This window comes from Streptomyces sp. NPDC050997 (assembly GCF_040660135.1).
Taxonomy (GTDB): Bacteria; Actinomycetota; Actinomycetes; order Streptomycetales; family Streptomycetaceae; genus Streptomyces.
This window is the reverse complement of record NZ_JBFAGK010000025.1, coordinates 93,872-110,784: the sequence shown is the minus strand read 5'-3', so window position 1 is coordinate 110,784 and position 16,913 is coordinate 93,872. Positions and strand designations below refer to the sequence as shown.

Sequence of the window (16,913 nt, the reverse complement as noted above, 5' to 3'; positions counted from 1 at the left end):
GCGGAAGATCCGACTTGCGGAGGAGAGGAGACGGGGGTGAGCGATGCCCTGGTACTACGGGCCGCCGGTCACTCGGCGGCAGTGGCCGGCCCGTCCTCGGCGTCCGACTTCTTGATCGCCGCTTCCCGCCGGCGGACGTACCAGATGCCGATGAATCCGAGCCCGCCCCCGGCCAGGCAGGTCCACACCCACCACGCGTGGCCGTGGTCGTCGAACCAGCCGTAGAAGGGGAGTTGCACCAGGAAGAGGACGAACCAGAGGATCGTGCCACCGACGATGGTGGGGACGATGGGGCCCTCCAGGGGCTCCGGCGCCTCGTGCTTGAGGGATCCCGAAGAGAACACGTCCATGGGGACAGCTTACGGCCCCGCTCTCCGCCCGGTATCTACGCGCGGAGATAGCGTTCCCGAGGTCATATGTTCATACTGAATCCGTTTGTGTCCGGCTACTTCTCTTCGTACGAAACACCAAGGCTCCTGGGGGAAAGTCGCTGGTGATGAGGTCTCGCATGCCCACCTCGGCCCCCGCCAAGGTCCCCGCGCCCGGTCAACCGGGCGGCACGCCCGCATACGGCGCCCTCGACCGCTACTTCAGGATCACCGAACGGGGCAGCACCCTGCCCCGCGAGATCCGCGGCGGATTCGCCACCTTCTTCGCGATGGCCTACATCATCGTGCTGAACCCGATCATCCTCGGCAGCGCGAAGGACATGTACGGGCACCAGCTCGACAGTGGCCAGCTGGTGACGGCGACGGCCGTGACAGCGGCGTTCACCACCCTGCTGATGGGAGTCGTCGGCAACGTGCCGATCGCGCTCGCCGCCGGCCTCGGTGTGAACTCGGTTGTCGCCCTCCAGCTCGCACCCAGGATGTCCTGGCCGGACGCGATGGGCATGGTCGTCCTGGCCGGCCTCATCGTGATGCTGCTGGTCGCCACGGGGCTCCGTGAGCGCGTCATGAACGCCGTGCCCTACGGACTGCGCAAGGCCATCTCCATCGGCATCGGCCTGTTCATCATGCTGATCGGCCTCGTCGACTCCGGCTTCATCTCCCGTATCCCGGACGTCGCCCAGACCACCGTCCCGCTCCAACTCGGCGGCGACGGCCACCTCAACGGCTGGCCCGTGCTCGTCTTCGTCCTGGGCGCCCTGCTCACCCTGGCCCTCATCGTCCGCAAGGTCACCGGCGCGATCCTCATCTCGATCGTCACGATGACGGTCCTGGCCGTGATCATCAACGCGGTCGTGAAGGTGCCGTCCTGGGGTCTCACCACCCCCACCTGGCCCGGCAACCCCGCCGCCACCCCCGACTTCGGTCTGCTCGGCAAGGTCAGCCTCTTCGGCGGCTTCGACAAGGTCGGCGTGCTGACCGGCGTCCTCTTCGTCTTCACCGTGCTGCTGTCCTGCTTCTTCGACGCCATGGGCACGATCATGGGCGTCAGCGACGAGGCCAGGCTGACCGACGCCCAGGGCCAGATGCCCGGCATCAACAAGGTCCTCTTCGTCGACGGCATCGCGGTCGCCGCGGGCGGTGCCAGCAGTTCCTCGGCCACCACCTGCTTCGTCGAGTCCACCGCCGGCGTCGGCGAGGGCGCCCGCACCGGCTTCGCGAACGTCGTCACCGGCGGCCTGTTCGCCGTGGCGCTCTTCCTGACCCCGATCGCCACGATGGTCCCGTCCCAGGCCGCCACCCCGGCCCTGCTCGCGGTCGGCTTCCTGATCCTGGCCGGCTCGGTCAAGGAGATCGACTGGGCCGACCACACCATCGCCATCCCGGCCTTCGTGACGATGGTGATGATGCCGTTCACCTACTCGATCACCAACGGCATCGGCATGGGCTTCATCACCTTCGTGGTGCTGCGCCTGGCGGCCGGCCGGGGCAAGGAGATCCCGGCCGCGATGTACGTCGTGTCGGCCGTGTTCGCCTTCTACTACCTGATGCCGGCCCTCGGTCTCACCTGATGCCGGCCCTCCATCTCACCTGATGCCGGCTCCCGGCCTCACCTGATCCGGAGAGGCCCTCACGGGATCCACAGGGCCTCACGTGACCCCGTTGACCCCGTAGAACTTCTCCGTCTCGTCGACGGCGGCCTGGAACCGCTCGTCGAAGTCGTCGCGGACGAGCGTCCGGACCACATAGTCCTGGACGCTCATCCCCCTCTTCGCCGCATGGTGCCGGAGCCGATCGAGCAGCTCCCCGTCTATCCGCAGGCTGAGCACACTGGTCCCCATGACACGAGGGTCGGGGCCAGGCTTCCGATGCCGTTCACTTTCCGCCGCCCCTTCACTCGTACGGGTGAAGATCGGGTTTCAGTGGTCCGTGTCACGGGAATCGTCGTGCACTCCAGCTTGTTTAGCCAGAGTAATGAGTTACGCTAAAGAGATGCCGGACCTTACCCATGGCGACGACGCTGCCGCCGTGAACTCCCTACGCTCCGCCGTGATGCGCCTGTCGCGCCGACTCAAGCACCAGCGGGTCGACGAGTCGCTGAGCCCCACCGAGATGTCGGTGCTCGGCACCCTGTCCCTGTGCGGCAAGGCCACCCCGGGCGAACTCGCCCGCAAGGAGCACGTCCAGCCGCCGTCGATGACCCGGATCGTGGCGCTGCTCGAAGCCAAGGGGCTGGTCCGCCTGGAGCCGCATCCCGAGGACCGCCGTCAGAAGGTCGTCACGAAGACCGAGCAGGCCGAGGCCATGCTCGAGGAGAGCCGCCGCAAGCGGAACGCCTTCCTGGCCACCCTGGTCGACGGTCTCGACGAGGACGAGTGGGCGAAACTGCGCGCCGCCGCCCCCGTGCTGGAGAAGCTCGCACACCGGTAAGCAGCGTTCACGAGGAGGCGAGCCCTTTTGAGTACGGGATCCGGAGCAGACTCCGCCCCCGCACCGACCACCCACTACACCCCGACCGCACACGACTCCCCGCACACCCCCGAGCCCTCGACCAGCCCTGAGCCCTCGACCGGCCCCGAGCCCGCGACCAGCCCCCAGCTCTCGCCGCAGGCACCCGTCGTAGGCGTCGCCCGCAAGTCGTCGATGTTCGGCTCCCTCAAGGTCCGCAACTACCGGCTCTTCTTCCTCGGCCAGGTCGTCTCCAACATCGGCACCTGGATGCAGCGCATCGCCCAGGACTGGCTGGTCCTCAGCCTCACCGGCTCCTCGACCGCCGTCGGCTTCACGACGGCCCTGCAGTTCCTGCCCATGCTGCTGTTCGGCCTCTACGGCGGTGTCCTGGTCGACCGGCTGCGCAAGCGGCCCACCCTGCTCGTAACCCAGTCGGCGATGGCCCTCACCGCGATCGCGCTCGCCGTCCTGACCCTGTCCGGACACGTCCAGGTCTGGCACGTCTACCTCGCCGCCTTCGCCGTGGGCCTCGCGACCGTCGTGGACAACCCGGCCCGCCAGTCCTTCGTCTCCGAACTGGTCCGCCCCGCGCAACTGCAGAACGCGGTCAGCCTGAACTCGGCGAACTTCCAGTCCGCCCGGCTGGTCGGCCCCGCCGTCGCCGGACTGATGATCACCGGCGTCGGCACCGGCTACGCGTTCCTCGCCAACGGCCTGTCCTTCGTCGCCCCCCTGGCCGGCCTGCTGTTGATGCGCACGCGTGAGCTGCACGCCGTCGAGCGGGCACCGCGCGGCAAGGGGCAGCTGCGGGAGGGCGTCCGCTATGTCACCGGGCGACCCGAGCTGATCTGGCCGATCGTCCTCGTCGGATTCGTCGGCACCTTCGCCTTCAACTTCCCCGTCTACCTCTCCGCCTTCGCGGACGACGTGTTCCACGGCGGCGCCGGCGCCTACAGCATGTTCAACACCCTGATGGCGGTCGGCTCGCTGGCCGGCGCCCTGCTCGCCGCCCGGCGCGGTACCGCCCGGCTGAGGGTGCTGATCGGGGCGGCGATCGTCTTCGGCACGCTGGAGATCGTGGCGGCCATGACACCGTCGCTGTGGCTGTTCGCGCTGTTCATGATCCCGCTCGGGCTCTTCGGCATGACGGTGAACGTCACCACGAACACCACCATCCAGCTGTCCACCGACCCGGCCATGCGCGGCCGTGTGATGGCCCTCTACATGATGGTCTTCCTCGGCGGCTCGCCGGTCGGAGCCCCGATCGTCGGCTGGGTCACCGACACGTACGGCGCCCGGGTCGGCCTCGCCGCGGGCGGCGCGATCGCGGCCACCGCGGCCGCGGTGATCGGCCTGGTCCTGGCCCGGATGGGCAACCTGCGTATGACGGTGGGCTGGAACGGCGGGCATCCACGGGTCGCCTTCGTACCACGGGAGCGCGAGCCACTGGCCGCGGCGGCGTAGCCCCGCGGGGCGTCAGTCGCGGGGGAAGTCGTCGGTCTCGAGAGTGAGGCCGACGACGGTGTCGGTGAGGTCCACGTCGTCTCCGAACAGGACCTTCGTCTCGATCCGGTAGTCGCCGCCCTTGGGGTGGAGGTAGAGACGGCACGTGCCCTGATACGGGTCGGCGATGAGGTACACGGGGACTTCGGCCAGCGCGTACGCGGTCTTCTTGGGGCCGTAGTCGTTGGCGGCCGTGCCCCGGGAGATGACCTCGGCGACGAACTCGACGTCCTCATGACGCCAGCGTCCCTCGTCGTCCTTCACCGCCGAGGCGCTGAGCAGGGCCACGTCCGGACAGAAGCCGTTCTCGTGCCCGGGGAAGTCGATGCGCACGTCCGACAAGACCTTGGCGTCCCTCCCGAACCTGTCCTCGACGGCCCGTACGATCCGGCGAATGATCGTCCAGCGGGTGTCGCGCTGCGGCGTCATGTGAACGTTGCCCCCGACGATCTCGACCCTGAAGCCTTCGGGGACGGGCATCCGCTCAAGCCGCTCGAACCACTCGTCCAAGCGCTTGATGTTGGCGTCGGCCATGGCGATCCTGTCGTCTACGACGGTCATCGTGGCGCTCCTCCCCGGCTGCCCTGTGGACGAGTGCGGCCGCGCGGTACAACGATACGCACGGTGACCAGGACACGCCCGGGCGTGCGGGCCCGGCGGGCAGACTGGCCCCATGAGACTCTTCGCCGCCGTGCTGCCCCCCGAGGACGTGACCAGCGAACTCGCCGCCGAGGTGGCCGAGTTGCGGAGACTCCCCGGTGCGGACGGCCTGCGTTGGACCGGCCGCCCGGGCTGGCACTACACCCTCGCCTTCTACGGCGAGGTGGACGACGACCTCGTACCGGACCTGTCGGCACGGCTGGAGCGGGCCGCGCACCGCACCGCCCGCTTCCCGCTGGCGGTGCGTGGCGGCGGTCAGTTCGGGCACGGGCGGGCGCTGTGGGCGGGCGCGGAGGGTGATGTGTCCGCACTGCGGCTGCTGGCGGACCGGGCGGAGTCGGCGGCGCGCAAGGCGGGCGTACCGATGGGGGAGCACCGTCGGTACAAGGCCCATCTGACGGTGGCCCGCAGCCGGGAGAACGTGGACGTCCAGCCGTACCTGGACGCCCTGAGGCGGTTCGCGAGCCGTACCTGGACAGTGGACGAGCTGACCCTGGTCCGCAGCGACCTGCCGAAGTCGGGGGTGCCGGGAGAACAGCCCCGCTATGAGACGGTCGGCCGCTGGCCCCTGGAGGCGGCCGGTTAGGCTCGAAGACGTGGACCCGAAAACCCGGAACCGGATCATGGCCGGTGCGCTTGTGCTGTTGTTCGTCGTGGTGGCGGTGGCGGCGGCGGTCGGGAGGTAGCACCCGACCACCGCCGGCCGACAGCGCGGCGACCCCCGGCGGGCCGCCGCCTACCAGGCGAACGCCTCCGGAGACGGCCCCGGACCGGGGAAGATCTCCTCCAGGCCCGTCAGCAGATCCTCGCTCAGCTCCAGCTCGACCGCGCGCAGGGCGGAGTCGAGCTGCTCGGCGGTGCGCGGACCGACGATCGGGCCCGTCACGCCGGGACGGGTCAGCAGCCAGGCCAGCGCGGCCTCACCCGGCTCGATCCCGTGCTTCTCGAGCAGGTCCTCGTAAGCCTGGATCTGGGCGCGTGAGGCGGGGTTGGCGAGGGTGTCCGCGGCCCGCCCGGAGGCACGGCGTCCGCCCAGGACCTCCTTCTTGATGACCCCGCCCAGCAGCCCGCCCTGCAACGGCGACCAGGGGATGACCCCGAGGCCGTACTCCTGCGCGGCCGGGATGACCTCCATCTCGGCGCGTCGCTCGGCCAGGTTGTACAGGCACTGCTCGCTGACGAGACCGATGGTGCCGCCGCGCCGGGCGGCGATCTCGTTGGCCTGGGCGATCTTGTAGCCGGGGAAGTTGGACGACCCGACGTAGAGGATCTTCCCCTGCTGGATGAGGACGTCGATCGCCTGCCAGATCTCCTCGAAGGGAGTCGAGCGGTCGATGTGGTGGAACTGGTAGACGTCGATGTAGTCGGTCTGCAGCCGCTTCAGGCTGGCGTCCACGGCCCGCCGGATGTTCACGGCGGACAGCTTGTCGTGGTTGGGCCACGAGGGCCCGTCCCCGGCCATGTTGCCGTAGACCTTGGTGGCGAGCACGACCTTGTCGCGGCGGCCCTCGCCCTTGGCGAACCAGCTACCGATGATCTCCTCGGTGCGGCCCTTGTTCTCGCCCCAGCCATAGACGTTGGCCGTGTCGAAGTAGTTGATCCCCGCGTCCAGCGCCGCGTCCATGATCGCGTGGCTGTCCGCTTCGTCGGTCTGCGGACCGAAGTTCATGGTGCCGAGGACGAGTCGGCTGACCTTGAGTCCCGTGCGTCCGAGCTGCGTGTACTTCATGGTCCAAGCCAACGACTTGGAGTGCGCTCTATGCAAGCAGCCCTGCCTGCCTCAGTCCCGGGGGAACCCGGCCGTCTTGAGGACGAGGTCCACGACGGTGCCGGTGAGGTCCACGTCGTCTCCGAAGGGGACCTTCGTCTCGGTCGCGTAGTCGCCGTCCTTCGGGTGGGTGTAGAGGTGGCACCTGCCCTGGTACGGGTCGACGACGAGATAGACGGGGACCTCGGCCTCGGCGTACGCGGTCTTCTTGGGGCCGTAGTCGTTGGCGCCCGTACTCTTCGAGATCACCTCGGCGACGAACTCGACGTCCTGGTAGCGCCAGAGGCCCTTGTCGTCCTTGTCGGCGCCGTCGGCCACGAGCGTCACGTCGGAGGCGAAACCGTTGAGGCGGCCCGGGTAGTCGATGCGGACGTCGGACTTCAGGCGCTTGCGCGGGTACTTGGCGCGCAGTTGCTCGACGATGTCCAGGGTGATGTCCCAATGGGTGTCCCGCTGAGGTGACATGAAGATATTCCCCCCGACGATCTCGGTCTTGTAGCCCTCGGGGATGGGACTCTCTTCAAGCCACTTGAACAGCGCGTCGAGAGTGGGTTCGTCGACACTCGCGCTGTTCTCGCTGCTCTCGGCCATCTCGATCCTGTCTTCAAGGACGGTCATCGTGGCGCTCCTCCCCGGCTGCAGCTCGGACGAGTGCAGCCGCGCGGTACAACGATACGCAGAGTGACCAGGGCACGCCCGGATTCGGTCAGGTGCTTTCGGCCGGGTACGGTCCCGCCACGTCCCACGCCTGGTACATCGCGTCCGCGAACGCCGCCGCGATCTTGTGCTCGCCGCTCTGGTTCGGGTGCGTCCCGTCGTAGGTGTCGGTGTGGATGTCGTACGAGGACGGGAGCGAGGCCGGCAGCAGGGGCGAGCGCGGCTCGTCCAGGTCGGCCGCGGTCTTCGCCAGCAGGTCGTTGAAGAGCGCCACCTGTGTCGCGAAGTCGGCGTCCGTCCGGGCCCGGATGTTGGGGATCACCGGCAGCAGGACGACGCGTATCCGCGGGTTGGCCTCCCGCGCCGCCGCCACGAACGCCCGGACGTTCTCCGCCGTCTGCTCGGCGTTCGTGTAGAAACCCAGGTCGATCAGGCCGAGCGAGACGAGGAGGACGTCCGCCCCGGTCTCCCGTACCGCCCCGCCGATCAGCGGGGCCATGTGCAGCCAGCCCTCGCCCCAGCCGGCCAGGTGGGCGCGCGGGAAGTCGGGGTCGGCGTAGGCGTACGAGGTGGGCGCGTCCGTCGTCTTGTCGTGGAGCGTCTCACGCGGGCCGACCAGGGCGAACGGGCCGCCGTACGTCGTGCACAGGTGGCGCCACATCCAGTAGCGCCAGGTGTGTTCGCCCGCGCTCCCGATCGTCATGGAGTCGCCGACCGGCATGATCCTAAGCATCCGCTCATGATGGACGATCTCCGGAACGGGTGGGGTGCGCGAGCGTGTGAGGCCCGCCACGCGCCATCACACCGGGGCCGGGATGGCAGGCTTGGGCCATGCGTCGCTCCCTTGCGTTCCTTGCCGTTGGCTTCCTCGTCGGTGTGCTCGCCGTGCCGGCCGCCGCCGCGGACGGAGACGAGGGGTTCACCATCTCGGACCCCCGTATCACCGAGTCCAGCGGGCTGGCCGCCTCCCGTCAGCATCCCGGCGTCTACTGGACGCACAACGACAGCGACGACGGCCCGTACCTCTACGCCGTCGACAGCTCCACCGGCAAGACCGTCGCCACGATCACCCTCACCGGCGTCGGTACCCCGCGTGACGTCGAGGCGATCTCCATCGGGCCCGACAACCAGATCTACGTCGGTGACATCGGGGACAACCTGGGCGGCAACTGGCCGTACGTGTGGATCTACCAGCTGCCCGAGCCCAAGCAGCTCAAGAACCAGACCATCCGTGCCACGCAGTACGTCGTGAAGTACTCCGACGGCGCCCGGGACGCCGAGTCGCTCGTCGTGGATCCGAAGACCGGGCGGACGTACATCATCGACAAGAAGGAGGACGGCGGGCATCTCTACGAGGGGCCCGCGAAGCTCTCCGCCTCCGGCGCCAACGTCTTCAAGCCGATCGCCCCCGTCGACCTGTGGGCCACCGACGCCGCCCTGTCCCCGGACGGCAAGGAGCTCGCCGTACGCGGCTACCTCGGCGGCATCTGGTACGACTGGAACGGCGGGAAGATCAAACGGAAGGGGCGGCTCAGCGTGCCCCTTCAAGGGCAGGGCGAGTCCGTCAGCTACTCCGCCGACGGCACGAAGCTGATGTACGGCAGCGAGGGCACGGACAGTCCGGTGGAGGACAAGGACGCGCCCGGCGACTCCGGTGCCAAGTCGCCCTCGGCGAGCGGGAGTTCGGGCGACTCCGACGGTGGCGGCGACGGTGGCATGAGCGGCAACGTCAAGGTCGGCGCGATCGCGGTGGTCGCGGTCGCGGCCCTCTTCGGGCTCCGGAGGCTATTCCGCCGCTCCTGAGCGCGCGCGTCGCTCGGTGACGAACACCTCCAGCCCGTCCAGGATCCGCTGCAACCCGAACTCGAAGTGGTCGAAGTCGGAGCCGAAGGTGTCCTTGGAGAGTGAGGCCAGCAGCGGGTAGCGGCCCGAGGTCATGATCTTCTCCAGCATGGGCGTCTGGGCCTGCCAGAACTCCGCGTCCGTCAGGCCCGTGCGGCGCTCCGCCTCCCGCTCGTAGAGCTGGGTGCGGGCCGCCCCGACCACGTATCCGTCGATCATGATGATCGCCGAGACCAGCTCGGGGTCGGTGAGTCCCATCGGCTTGATCCGGCTGAGCACCTTCTCCATGCCGTCGATCGCGCTCGGGCCCAGGATCGGGCGGGACTGGTTGACCCGGAGCAGCCAGGGGTGCCGGCGGTAGAGGGCGAGGGTGGCGCGGCCCAGGGCCTCCAGGGTGGAGCGCCAGCCGACGTCGCCGGCGTCGCCGAGGTCCGCGGGGTTCTCGGACGGTCGCTGGACGCGGTCCAGCATCAGGTCGAGCAGCTCGCCCTTGCCGGGGACGTACCGGTACAGCGACATGGTGCCGGTGCCCAGCTCGGTGGCGACCCGGCGCATGGTCACCGACTCCAGCCCCTCGGTGTCCGCGACCCGGACGGCCGCTTCCACGATCTGGTCCAGCGTGAGGCCCGGTTTGGGCCCTCGGCTGGGGCGTCGGCCGGTGTCCCACAGCAGTTCCATGGTGCGCGCGATGTCGCCGCTGCCGCTGGTCTCCGTGCCGTCCGTACCGCTCGCGCCGCTGGTACCGCCCGTGCGGTCGGTGCCGCCCTTGCCACTCGTCATGCCGTTCAGCTTAGATCCGGCGCGAAAAACCGAGTACAACGTACGCGCAATCGGGTACGTTGTACTCAGTTACCTAGGGAGGGATCCATGGAGGGGTACGCCGTAAAGGCACAGGCCCTGGAGAAGAACTACGGCGGGAAACGTGCCCTCGACGGCTTCGACCTGGCCGTGCGCGAGGGCACCGTGCACGGCCTGCTCGGACCGAACGGCGCGGGCAAGACCACCGCCGTCCGCATCCTGTCCACGCTGGTCCGGCTGGACGGCGGCCGAGCGCAGGTGGCCGGGCTCGACGTGGTTCGCCGGCCGCGCGAGGTGCGCGCCCGGATCGGCCTCACCGGGCAGTACGCGGCGGTCGACGAGGTGCTCACCGGCCGGCAGAACCTGGAGATGTTCGGTCGGCTGTTCCATCTGGGCCGCAGGCGGGCCAGGTTGCGGGCCGTCGAGCTGCTGGAGCAGTTCGACCTGACCGACGCCGCGGACAAGGGCGTCGGCAAGTACAGCGGCGGCATGCGACGCCGGCTCGACCTCGCCGCGTCGATGATCCTGGCCCCCGCCGTGCTCTTCCTCGACGAGCCGACGACGGGACTGGACCCTCGTAGCCGCGGCGAGGTCTGGGACTCCGTACGGGCGTTGGTGGCGAGCGGCACCACCGTGCTGCTGACCACGCAGCATCTGGAGGAGGCCGACAAGCTGGCCTCCCGCATCACCGTCATCGACCAGGGCCGGGCCATCGCCGACGACACCCCGGACAGGCTGAAGAACCGCGTCGGCGGTGACCGGATCGAGGTCGTGGTCGCCGAGCGGGCCGACATCCCCCGGGCGGTGAAGGTCGTCGCCCGGGTCTCGGACGGCGAACCCGAGACGGAGGACGCCGAACTGCGTGTCCACGCCCCGGTGACCGACCGGGTCCTCGCTCTCACGGAGGTGGCCCGGACCCTCCAGGACGAAGGCGTCCAGGTCGAGGACATCGGGCTGCGCAGGCCGAGCCTCGACGACGTGTTCCTGCGCCTGACCGGACACCGGACGAACGCCTCGACCGGGAACTCGACCGAGAGCTCGACAGAGAACCCGACCGGGAAATCGACGGGGAAATCGACGGGGAAATCGACGGGGAAGGAGGCCGCCGTATGAGCGCCGTCGACCTGACCGACCTGACAGACCCGGCCGGCCCGGCCGGCCGCGGCCGTGTCTACTGGGTGTTCGCCGACTGCTGGAACATCGTCCGCCGCGGACTGACCCACTACCAGCGCCAACCGGTGAACATCGCCTGGCAGTTGGGCTTTCCCATCCTCTCCGTCCTCCTCTACGGCTATGTCTTCGGCAGCGCCATGCGGGTGCCGGGCGGCGGGGACTACAAGGACTTCCTGATGCCCGGGATGTTCGTGATGACCATGGCGTTCGGCTTCATCAACACCGCCACCGTCGTCGTCTACGACTCCACCAAGGGCGTCATCGACCGCTTCCGCTCCATGCCGATGGCCGCGTCCGCGGTGGTCGCCGGGCGCGGGGTGACCGATCTGCTCGTCGCCTGCGCCGAGTTGGGGATCATGATGGGCACGGCGTTCGCGATGGGGTGGCGGCCGGACGGCGGGCTCGGCTTCCTGGGGGCCTTCGGGCTGCTGCTGTGGCTGCGGTTCGCGCTGATCTGGATCGGCGTGTGGCTCGGGCTGCTGGTGCCCAACCCCGAGGCGGCGGGCGGGCTGTTCGCGGTCGCCTTCCCGCTCACGATGATCTCCAGCATCTTCGTCGCGCCGCAGCTCATGCCCGACTGGCTCGGCACGGTTGCCGCCTGGAACCCGATCTCGTCCACCGCGGCGGCCACCCGCGAGCTGTTCGGGACGCCGGTCGGCGACGGCGGCTCCTGGGTCGAGCGGCACGCGCTGCTGATGGCGGCCGGGTGGCCGGTGGTCCTCACGGCGATCTTCCTGCCGCTGGCGGTACGGAGGTTCCAGAGGCTGAGCCGGTGACGCCGGAGTCCTTGACGTGTTGATGTGACCTGCTTCCATGGGGGGTGCGGGTGTGGGAGCGCTCCCATGATTCCGGGCCCGCGCCCCCGAAAGGAAGCAGCGACATGGTGCGAAGAGCGGGCAGTGCGCTGTGTGCCGTGGCAGCGGCGCTCCTGTTACTCCTGGCCGGGACAGGGACGGCGGCCACGGCGGCTACGGCGGCCAGGGCGGCCAGGGCGACCACGGCGGCCGCGGAGGCCGGCGCCGGCTACTGGCACACCAGCGGCCGCCAGATCCTGGACGCGGCCGGTCAGCCGGTCCGGGTCGCCGGGATCAACTGGTTCGGCTTCGAGACCGGCAACTACGTCGTCCACGGCCTCTGGTCCCGTGACTACAAGAGCATGATCGACCAGATGAGGTCGCTGGGCTACAACACCCTCCGCATCCCGTTCAGCGACGACATCTTCAAGAGCTCCACGGTCCCCAACAGCATCGACTTCTCCGGCGGCAAGAACGCCGGCCTGCAAGGGCTCAGCTCGCTGGGCGTGCTGGACAAGATCGTCGAGTACGCGGGTCAGGACGGCCTCAAGGTCATCCTGGACCGGCACCGCCCGGACGCCGGCGGCCAGTCGGCGCTCTGGTACACGGCGGCGGTCCCCGAGTCGACCTGGATCACCAACCTCAAGTCGCTGGCGACCCGTTACCAGGGCAACCCCGCCGTCGTGGGCATCGACCTGCACAACGAGCCCCACGACCCCGCCTGCTGGGGCTGCGGCGACACCACGAGGGACTGGCGGCTGGCGGCCCAGCGCGCCGGGAACGCGGTGTTGTCCGTCAACCCCGAGCTGCTGATCTTCGTCGAGGGCGTGCAGACCTTCAACGGCGTCTCCGGCTGGTGGGGCGGCAACCTGATGGGAGTCGCCCAGTACCCGGTGCAGCTCGACGTGGCGGGCCGGGTCGTGTACTCCGCCCACGACTACGCCACCAGCGTCGCCCAGCAGAGCTGGTTCAGCGATCCGACGTTCCCGAACAACATGCCGGGGATCTGGGACAAGTACTGGGGCTACATCTTCAAGCAGAACATCGCGCCCGTGTGGGTCGGCGAGTTCGGGACCACCCTCCAGTCGACGGTGGACCAGAAGTGGCTGGCCGCACTGGTGAGTTACCTCCGGCCCACGTCGACGTACGGAGCCGACTCCTTCCACTGGACGTTCTGGTCCTGGAACCCCAACTCCGGTGACACGGGCGGGATTTTGAAGGACGACTGGTCGACCGTGGACACCGTGAAGGACGGGTACCTGGCGAGCGTCAAGGCGCCGGGGTTCCCGGCCGGCGATCCCGGCGATCCCGGTGACCCCAGTGATCCGGGAGGGGGCACGGCCGCCTGCACCGCCGCGTACACCGTCAGCAGCGACTGGGGCGGCGGCTTCAACGCCGAGGTGAAGGTCACCAACTCAGGGGCCACGGCGATCAGTTCATGGAAGGTGACCTGGACCTGGCCCGGCTCCCAGAAGGTCACCAGCATGTGGAACGCCTCGTACACGCAGAGCGGTTCGACGGTGACCGCGGTGAACGCCTCCCACAACGGGGCGATCGCGGCGGGCGCTTCGGCGAGCTTCGGGTTCGGGGGAGCGCCGGGGGGCGGGGGTGTGCCGAGTGTGAGTTGCACGGCGGCTTGAGTCGGACGGGCGTATGAGCTGCGGTGCCGTGTGCCGTAAGGGTGCCCGGTGGTAGCCGCCGGGCACCTGGTGCCGACTGGAGCTCAGGGGCTGTCCAGGACGGTGCAGTGGGCCTCGCGTCCGGTCTGGCCGAGGGGTACCTCGATGCCCATGCCGGGGCTGCCGCAGGTCTGGTTCTGGCGGCCGTTCTGGGCGGTGTTGGTCTCGAATCCGACGGCCTGGCCGGCCTTGGCGGACGCGCGGCCGCGGTGCGTGTCGCCGGTGCCGGGGGAGGAGTCGTCGACGGCGGTGCAGGTGGTGTGTTTGCGGATGGTGCCCGCGACGTTGACCGTGAGGGTGTCGGAGGAGTTGCCGCAGTAGAGGTTCTGCTTGCCGGTCTGGGCGGTGTTGACCTGAGGACCGATCGAGGTGTCCCCGACGGCCTGGGCACCACCCGCGTGCTCGCCGTGACCGCTGCTGCGGGGGAGGTTGCCGTAGTCGGCGGCCATGCAGGTGGTGTCCCAGCTCATGGTGCCCGCGACGTTGACGGTGAGGGTGTCGGAGGAGTTGCCGCAGTAGAGGTTCTGCTTGCCGGTCTGGGCGGTGTTGACCTGAGGACCGATCGAGGTGCCGCCTGCGGCCCGGGCGCCGCCCGCATGGGCGCTGTTGTGGCGGGTGTGGCCGTCGTCATCGACGCAGACCCGTTCCCGGTGCTCCGTCTCTGCGACGTTGAGCCGCACCAGACGGGCGGAGTTGCCGCAGGACAGGTTCTGCTGCCCGTCCTGGTCGGTGTTCTCCTCCCCGTTCAAGGGGACGTCTTCGAGGATGTCGGCGAAGGCGCTGCTGCCGCCGGCGGCGACCAGCGCACCGGTTACGAACACCACGGCCGCCGCCTGGCGGATCTTCCGCGCCCTGGCACTCGGCGCCGCGTGCCGTCCCCGCTGTCCCATACGCCCGGATCTCCTGACCGTTCACCGTCGGGTCCCGTTGCGCCGCATCCGGGTGGTTCCCTGTGCGGCGACGGCCCTTGCCGCGATCAAGAACGCCCGGCCGGTCGAAAAGTCACGGTTCGCGAAGAAGGCCAACCGGCCCCGCCCGGGGAACTGGTCGGGCGGGGCCGGCTGCGGCTGGGAGTGCGGTGAGTGGCGTCTAGCGGTGGACGGAGCCGATGTTGGTGGACCGGTCGACGGCAACACACTCGGCCTGCGTGCTGCTGCCGGTGGCGGTGACGGTCAGGTTGTTGGGGTTGCCGCAGTTGTTGTTCTGCCGGCCTTCCTGGGCGGTGTTCTGCTGGGACAGGCTCAGCGCGCTCGAACCGCCTTCCGCCTCGGCGCCGCCGCTGATCTCCGCGGTGCCGATGTTCTTGGAGTGGTCGATCGTCTTGCACCGGGTCTCCGCCCGGTCGCCGGTCCCGATGATCGAGGAGAAGTTGGGGTCGGCGCAGTTGTTGTTCTGCCGGCCCGACTGGGCGGTGTTCTGCTGGATCACCTCGCCGCCGGTGCTGGCGCCGCCTTCGGCGTGCGCGCCGCCGCTCTTGACGGTGGTGTGCTTGTTGCGGGAGGCGTCCTTGTTCACGCACCCGCTCTCCTGCCGCCCGCTCGTGATGACGGAGGAGAAGTTGGGATCGGCGCAGTTGTTGTTCTGTCGCCCTTCCTGGGCGGTGTTCTGCTGGGTCACGCCGCTGGCGGTGCTGGAGCCGCCTTCGGCATGGGCGCCGCCGCTCTTGACGGTGGTGTGTTTGTTGCGGGAGGCGTCTTTGTTCGCGCACCCGCTCTTCTGCCGCCCACCCTCGATGGCGTCGACGCGGGAGTCGTTGGGGTCGGCGCAGTTGTTGTTCTGCCGGCCCTCTTGCGCCGTGTTCTGCTGGACCACGCTGGCGGTGGCGGAGCCGCCTTCGGCGTGCGCGCCGCCGCCCTTGAGGGTGGTGTGTTTGTTGCGGGAGGCGTCTTTGTTCGCGCACCCGCTCTTCTGCCGCCCACCCTCACGCGCGGTGATGACAGAGTCGTTGGGGTTGGCGCAGTTGTTGTTCTGCCGTCCCACTTGCGCGGTGTTCTGCTGGAACACGGAGCTGGCGGTGGCGGAGCCGCCTTCGGCGTGCGCGCCGCCGCCCTTGAGGGTGGTGTGTTTGTTGCGGGAGGCGTCCTTGTTCGCGCACTCGCTCTCCTGCCGCCCCTCATTCGCGGTGACGCCGGAGTCGTTGGGGTTGGCGCAGTTGTTGTTCTGGCGGCCCTCCTGTGCCGTGTTCTGCTGCACCACGCCGCCGCCGGTGCTCGATCCGCCTTCGGCGTGCGCGCCGCGGCTCTTGAGGGTGGTGTCCTTGTTGCGGGAGGCGTCTTTGTTGGCGCACTCGCTCTTCTGCCGCCCGCCACCGCTCGCGCCGACGGGGGAGGCGTTGGGGTTGGCGCAGTTGTTGTTCTGGCGGCCCTCCTGTGCCGTGTTCTGCTGCACCACGTCGCCGGCGGTACTGGATCCGCCTTCGGCGTGCGCGCCGCCGCTCTTGACGGTGGTGTGCTTGTTGCGGGAGGCGTCGCCGGTCAAGCACCTGCTCTCCTGCCGCCCGCCACCGCTCGCGTCGACGGGGGAGGCGTTGGGGTTGGCGCAGTTGTTGTTCTGCCGTCCCTGCTGCGCGGTGTTCTGCTGCATCACGCCGCTGGCGGTGCTGGATCCGCCCTCGGCGCGGGCCCCGCCATCCTCGACGAGGTCGTGCTTGTTCCAAGACGCGTCGTCAGTCACGCACCGCACGTCTCTTCTGTTGTCCGTCAACTCGGGCAGGACGGGAGAATTCTCGTGTGAGCAGTTGTTGTTCTGCTTGCTCTCCTGGGCGGTGTTCTGCTGGAACAGATCGCCTGCGCTGCTGGAGCCGCCCGTGGCGGTCGCGCCGGGGTCGTCGGCAAGGGCGACCCCGCAGGTGGCCGGCGCCAGGCCACCAACTGCCAGGGCCACCAGTGTGGCCATCCTGATCCTGTGCGTGCGCACCTTGTTCCTCCCGAACGGACGCGACGTAGCGAGCTCTCTGGCGTCGTGTCACAACGACGCCGGACTCCGCTCGGCATGGCCCAGGCAGCCCGTCCGCCCAGATGGCCCAAGCGCCCCCTCAAAGGGGTTGCCGGCGTACACGCGAACGGGGCTCGGCGCTGATCTTGCGACCCGTCCCGTACATGCCGGGCTTCCCGGCCGGCGATCCCGGTGGCCCGGGCGACCCCGGCGATCCGGGAGGCGGCACGGCGCGGCCTGCACCGCCTCCTGCACCGTCAGCAGC

General features: G+C 69.3%; 17 protein-coding genes. 8 read left to right on the top strand and 9 right to left on the bottom strand.

Annotation, left to right across the window (positions count from 1 at the left end; translation table 11 throughout):
• Positions 1-68: 68 nt before the first annotated feature.
• The gene (locus AB0H86_RS37950; RefSeq protein ID WP_362449559.1) at positions 69-350 is read right to left on the bottom strand and encodes a DUF2530 domain-containing protein; all 282 of its coding nucleotides are present in this window, start codon (positions 348-350) and stop codon (positions 69-71) included.
• A gap of 158 nt (positions 351-508) precedes the next feature.
• On the opposite strand from AB0H86_RS37950, the gene AB0H86_RS37945 reads away from it, so the two are divergent.
• Positions 509-1,960, top strand: coding sequence for an NCS2 family permease (locus AB0H86_RS37945; RefSeq protein ID WP_362449557.1), 1,452 nt, complete (start codon positions 509-511; stop codon positions 1,958-1,960).
• Between the two features lie 78 nt (positions 1,961-2,038).
• On the opposite strand, the gene AB0H86_RS37940 is transcribed toward AB0H86_RS37945, so the two are convergent.
• Complete coding sequence (locus AB0H86_RS37940) at positions 2,039-2,230, bottom strand: ribbon-helix-helix protein, CopG family (RefSeq protein ID WP_362449555.1); 192 nt, start codon at positions 2,228-2,230, stop codon at positions 2,039-2,041.
• A 151-nt stretch (positions 2,231-2,381) separates the two neighbouring features.
• Between AB0H86_RS37940 and AB0H86_RS37935 the strand changes: the two genes are divergently transcribed.
• A complete protein-coding gene (locus tag AB0H86_RS37935; RefSeq protein WP_362449553.1) occupies positions 2,382-2,819 on the top strand; it encodes a MarR family transcriptional regulator in 438 nt (145 codons plus the stop codon).
• Positions 2,820-2,846: 27 nt separating this feature from the next.
• A complete protein-coding gene (locus AB0H86_RS37930; protein ID WP_362449551.1) occupies positions 2,847-4,304 on the top strand; it encodes an MFS transporter in 1,458 nt (485 codons plus the stop codon).
• A gap of 12 nt (positions 4,305-4,316) precedes the next feature.
• On the opposite strand, the gene AB0H86_RS37925 is transcribed toward AB0H86_RS37930, so the two are convergent.
• Complete coding sequence (locus AB0H86_RS37925) at positions 4,317-4,904, bottom strand: Uma2 family endonuclease (protein WP_362449549.1); 588 nt, start codon at positions 4,902-4,904, stop codon at positions 4,317-4,319.
• Between the two features lie 112 nt (positions 4,905-5,016).
• Here AB0H86_RS37925 and thpR point away from each other — a divergent pair, with 112 nt between their 5' ends.
• On the top strand, positions 5,017-5,589 hold the full coding sequence (gene thpR / locus AB0H86_RS37920) for an RNA 2',3'-cyclic phosphodiesterase (protein ID WP_362449547.1): 573 nt from the start codon (positions 5,017-5,019) through the stop codon (positions 5,587-5,589).
• Positions 5,590-5,739: 150 nt separating this feature from the next.
• Here the strand turns inward: thpR and AB0H86_RS37915 are convergent, their stop codons facing one another.
• From AB0H86_RS37915 to AB0H86_RS37905, 3 genes are all read right to left on the bottom strand, one after another.
• Positions 5,740-6,732: an aldo/keto reductase gene (locus AB0H86_RS37915; RefSeq protein WP_362449545.1), complete on the bottom strand. Its 993-nt coding sequence runs from the start codon at positions 6,730-6,732 to the stop codon at positions 5,740-5,742.
• 51 nt (positions 6,733-6,783) lie between these two features.
• Entirely contained in the window at positions 6,784-7,389 is a 606-nt protein-coding gene (locus tag AB0H86_RS37910) for a Uma2 family endonuclease (RefSeq protein WP_362449543.1), read from the bottom strand.
• 88 nt (positions 7,390-7,477) lie between these two features.
• Complete coding sequence (locus AB0H86_RS37905) at positions 7,478-8,161, bottom strand: GDSL-type esterase/lipase family protein (protein ID WP_362449541.1); 684 nt, start codon at positions 8,159-8,161, stop codon at positions 7,478-7,480.
• Between the two features lie 98 nt (positions 8,162-8,259).
• On the opposite strand from AB0H86_RS37905, the gene AB0H86_RS37900 reads away from it, so the two are divergent.
• Positions 8,260-9,231, top strand: a complete 972-nt coding sequence (locus tag AB0H86_RS37900; protein WP_362449539.1) for a WD40 repeat domain-containing protein — start codon at positions 8,260-8,262, stop codon at positions 9,229-9,231.
• Here the strand turns inward: AB0H86_RS37900 and AB0H86_RS37895 are convergent.
• Positions 9,214-9,948: a TetR/AcrR family transcriptional regulator gene (locus AB0H86_RS37895; protein WP_362449585.1), complete on the bottom strand. Its 735-nt coding sequence runs from the start codon at positions 9,946-9,948 to the stop codon at positions 9,214-9,216. The two genes, AB0H86_RS37900 and AB0H86_RS37895, sit on opposite strands and share 18 nt — an antisense overlap.
• A 189-nt stretch (positions 9,949-10,137) precedes the next feature.
• Here AB0H86_RS37895 and AB0H86_RS37890 point away from each other — a divergent pair, with 189 nt between their 5' ends.
• From AB0H86_RS37890 to AB0H86_RS37880, 3 genes are all read left to right on the top strand, one after another.
• The gene (locus tag AB0H86_RS37890; RefSeq protein WP_362449537.1) at positions 10,138-11,181 is read left to right on the top strand and encodes an ATP-binding cassette domain-containing protein; all 1,044 of its coding nucleotides are present in this window, start codon (positions 10,138-10,140) and stop codon (positions 11,179-11,181) included.
• Positions 11,178-12,017, top strand: coding sequence for an ABC transporter permease (locus tag AB0H86_RS37885; RefSeq protein ID WP_362449535.1), 840 nt, complete (start codon positions 11,178-11,180; stop codon positions 12,015-12,017). Before AB0H86_RS37890 ends, AB0H86_RS37885 begins: the two co-directional genes overlap by 4 nt.
• A 104-nt stretch (positions 12,018-12,121) precedes the next feature.
• Complete coding sequence (locus AB0H86_RS37880; RefSeq protein ID WP_362449533.1) at positions 12,122-13,675, top strand: cellulase family glycosylhydrolase; 1,554 nt, start codon at positions 12,122-12,124, stop codon at positions 13,673-13,675.
• An 83-nt stretch (positions 13,676-13,758) separates the two neighbouring features.
• Here AB0H86_RS37880 and AB0H86_RS37875 read toward each other — a convergent pair whose 3' ends face one another.
• Together AB0H86_RS37875 and AB0H86_RS37870 are read right to left on the bottom strand one after the other, a co-directional pair.
• Positions 13,759-14,604 (bottom strand): hypothetical protein, encoded by an 846-nt coding sequence (locus AB0H86_RS37875; RefSeq protein ID WP_362449531.1) that lies wholly within the window; start codon positions 14,602-14,604, stop codon positions 13,759-13,761.
• Between the two features lie 199 nt (positions 14,605-14,803).
• Positions 14,804-16,609 (bottom strand): hypothetical protein, encoded by a 1,806-nt coding sequence (locus AB0H86_RS37870; RefSeq protein ID WP_362449529.1) that lies wholly within the window; start codon positions 16,607-16,609, stop codon positions 14,804-14,806.
• Positions 16,610-16,913 lie beyond the last annotated feature (304 nt).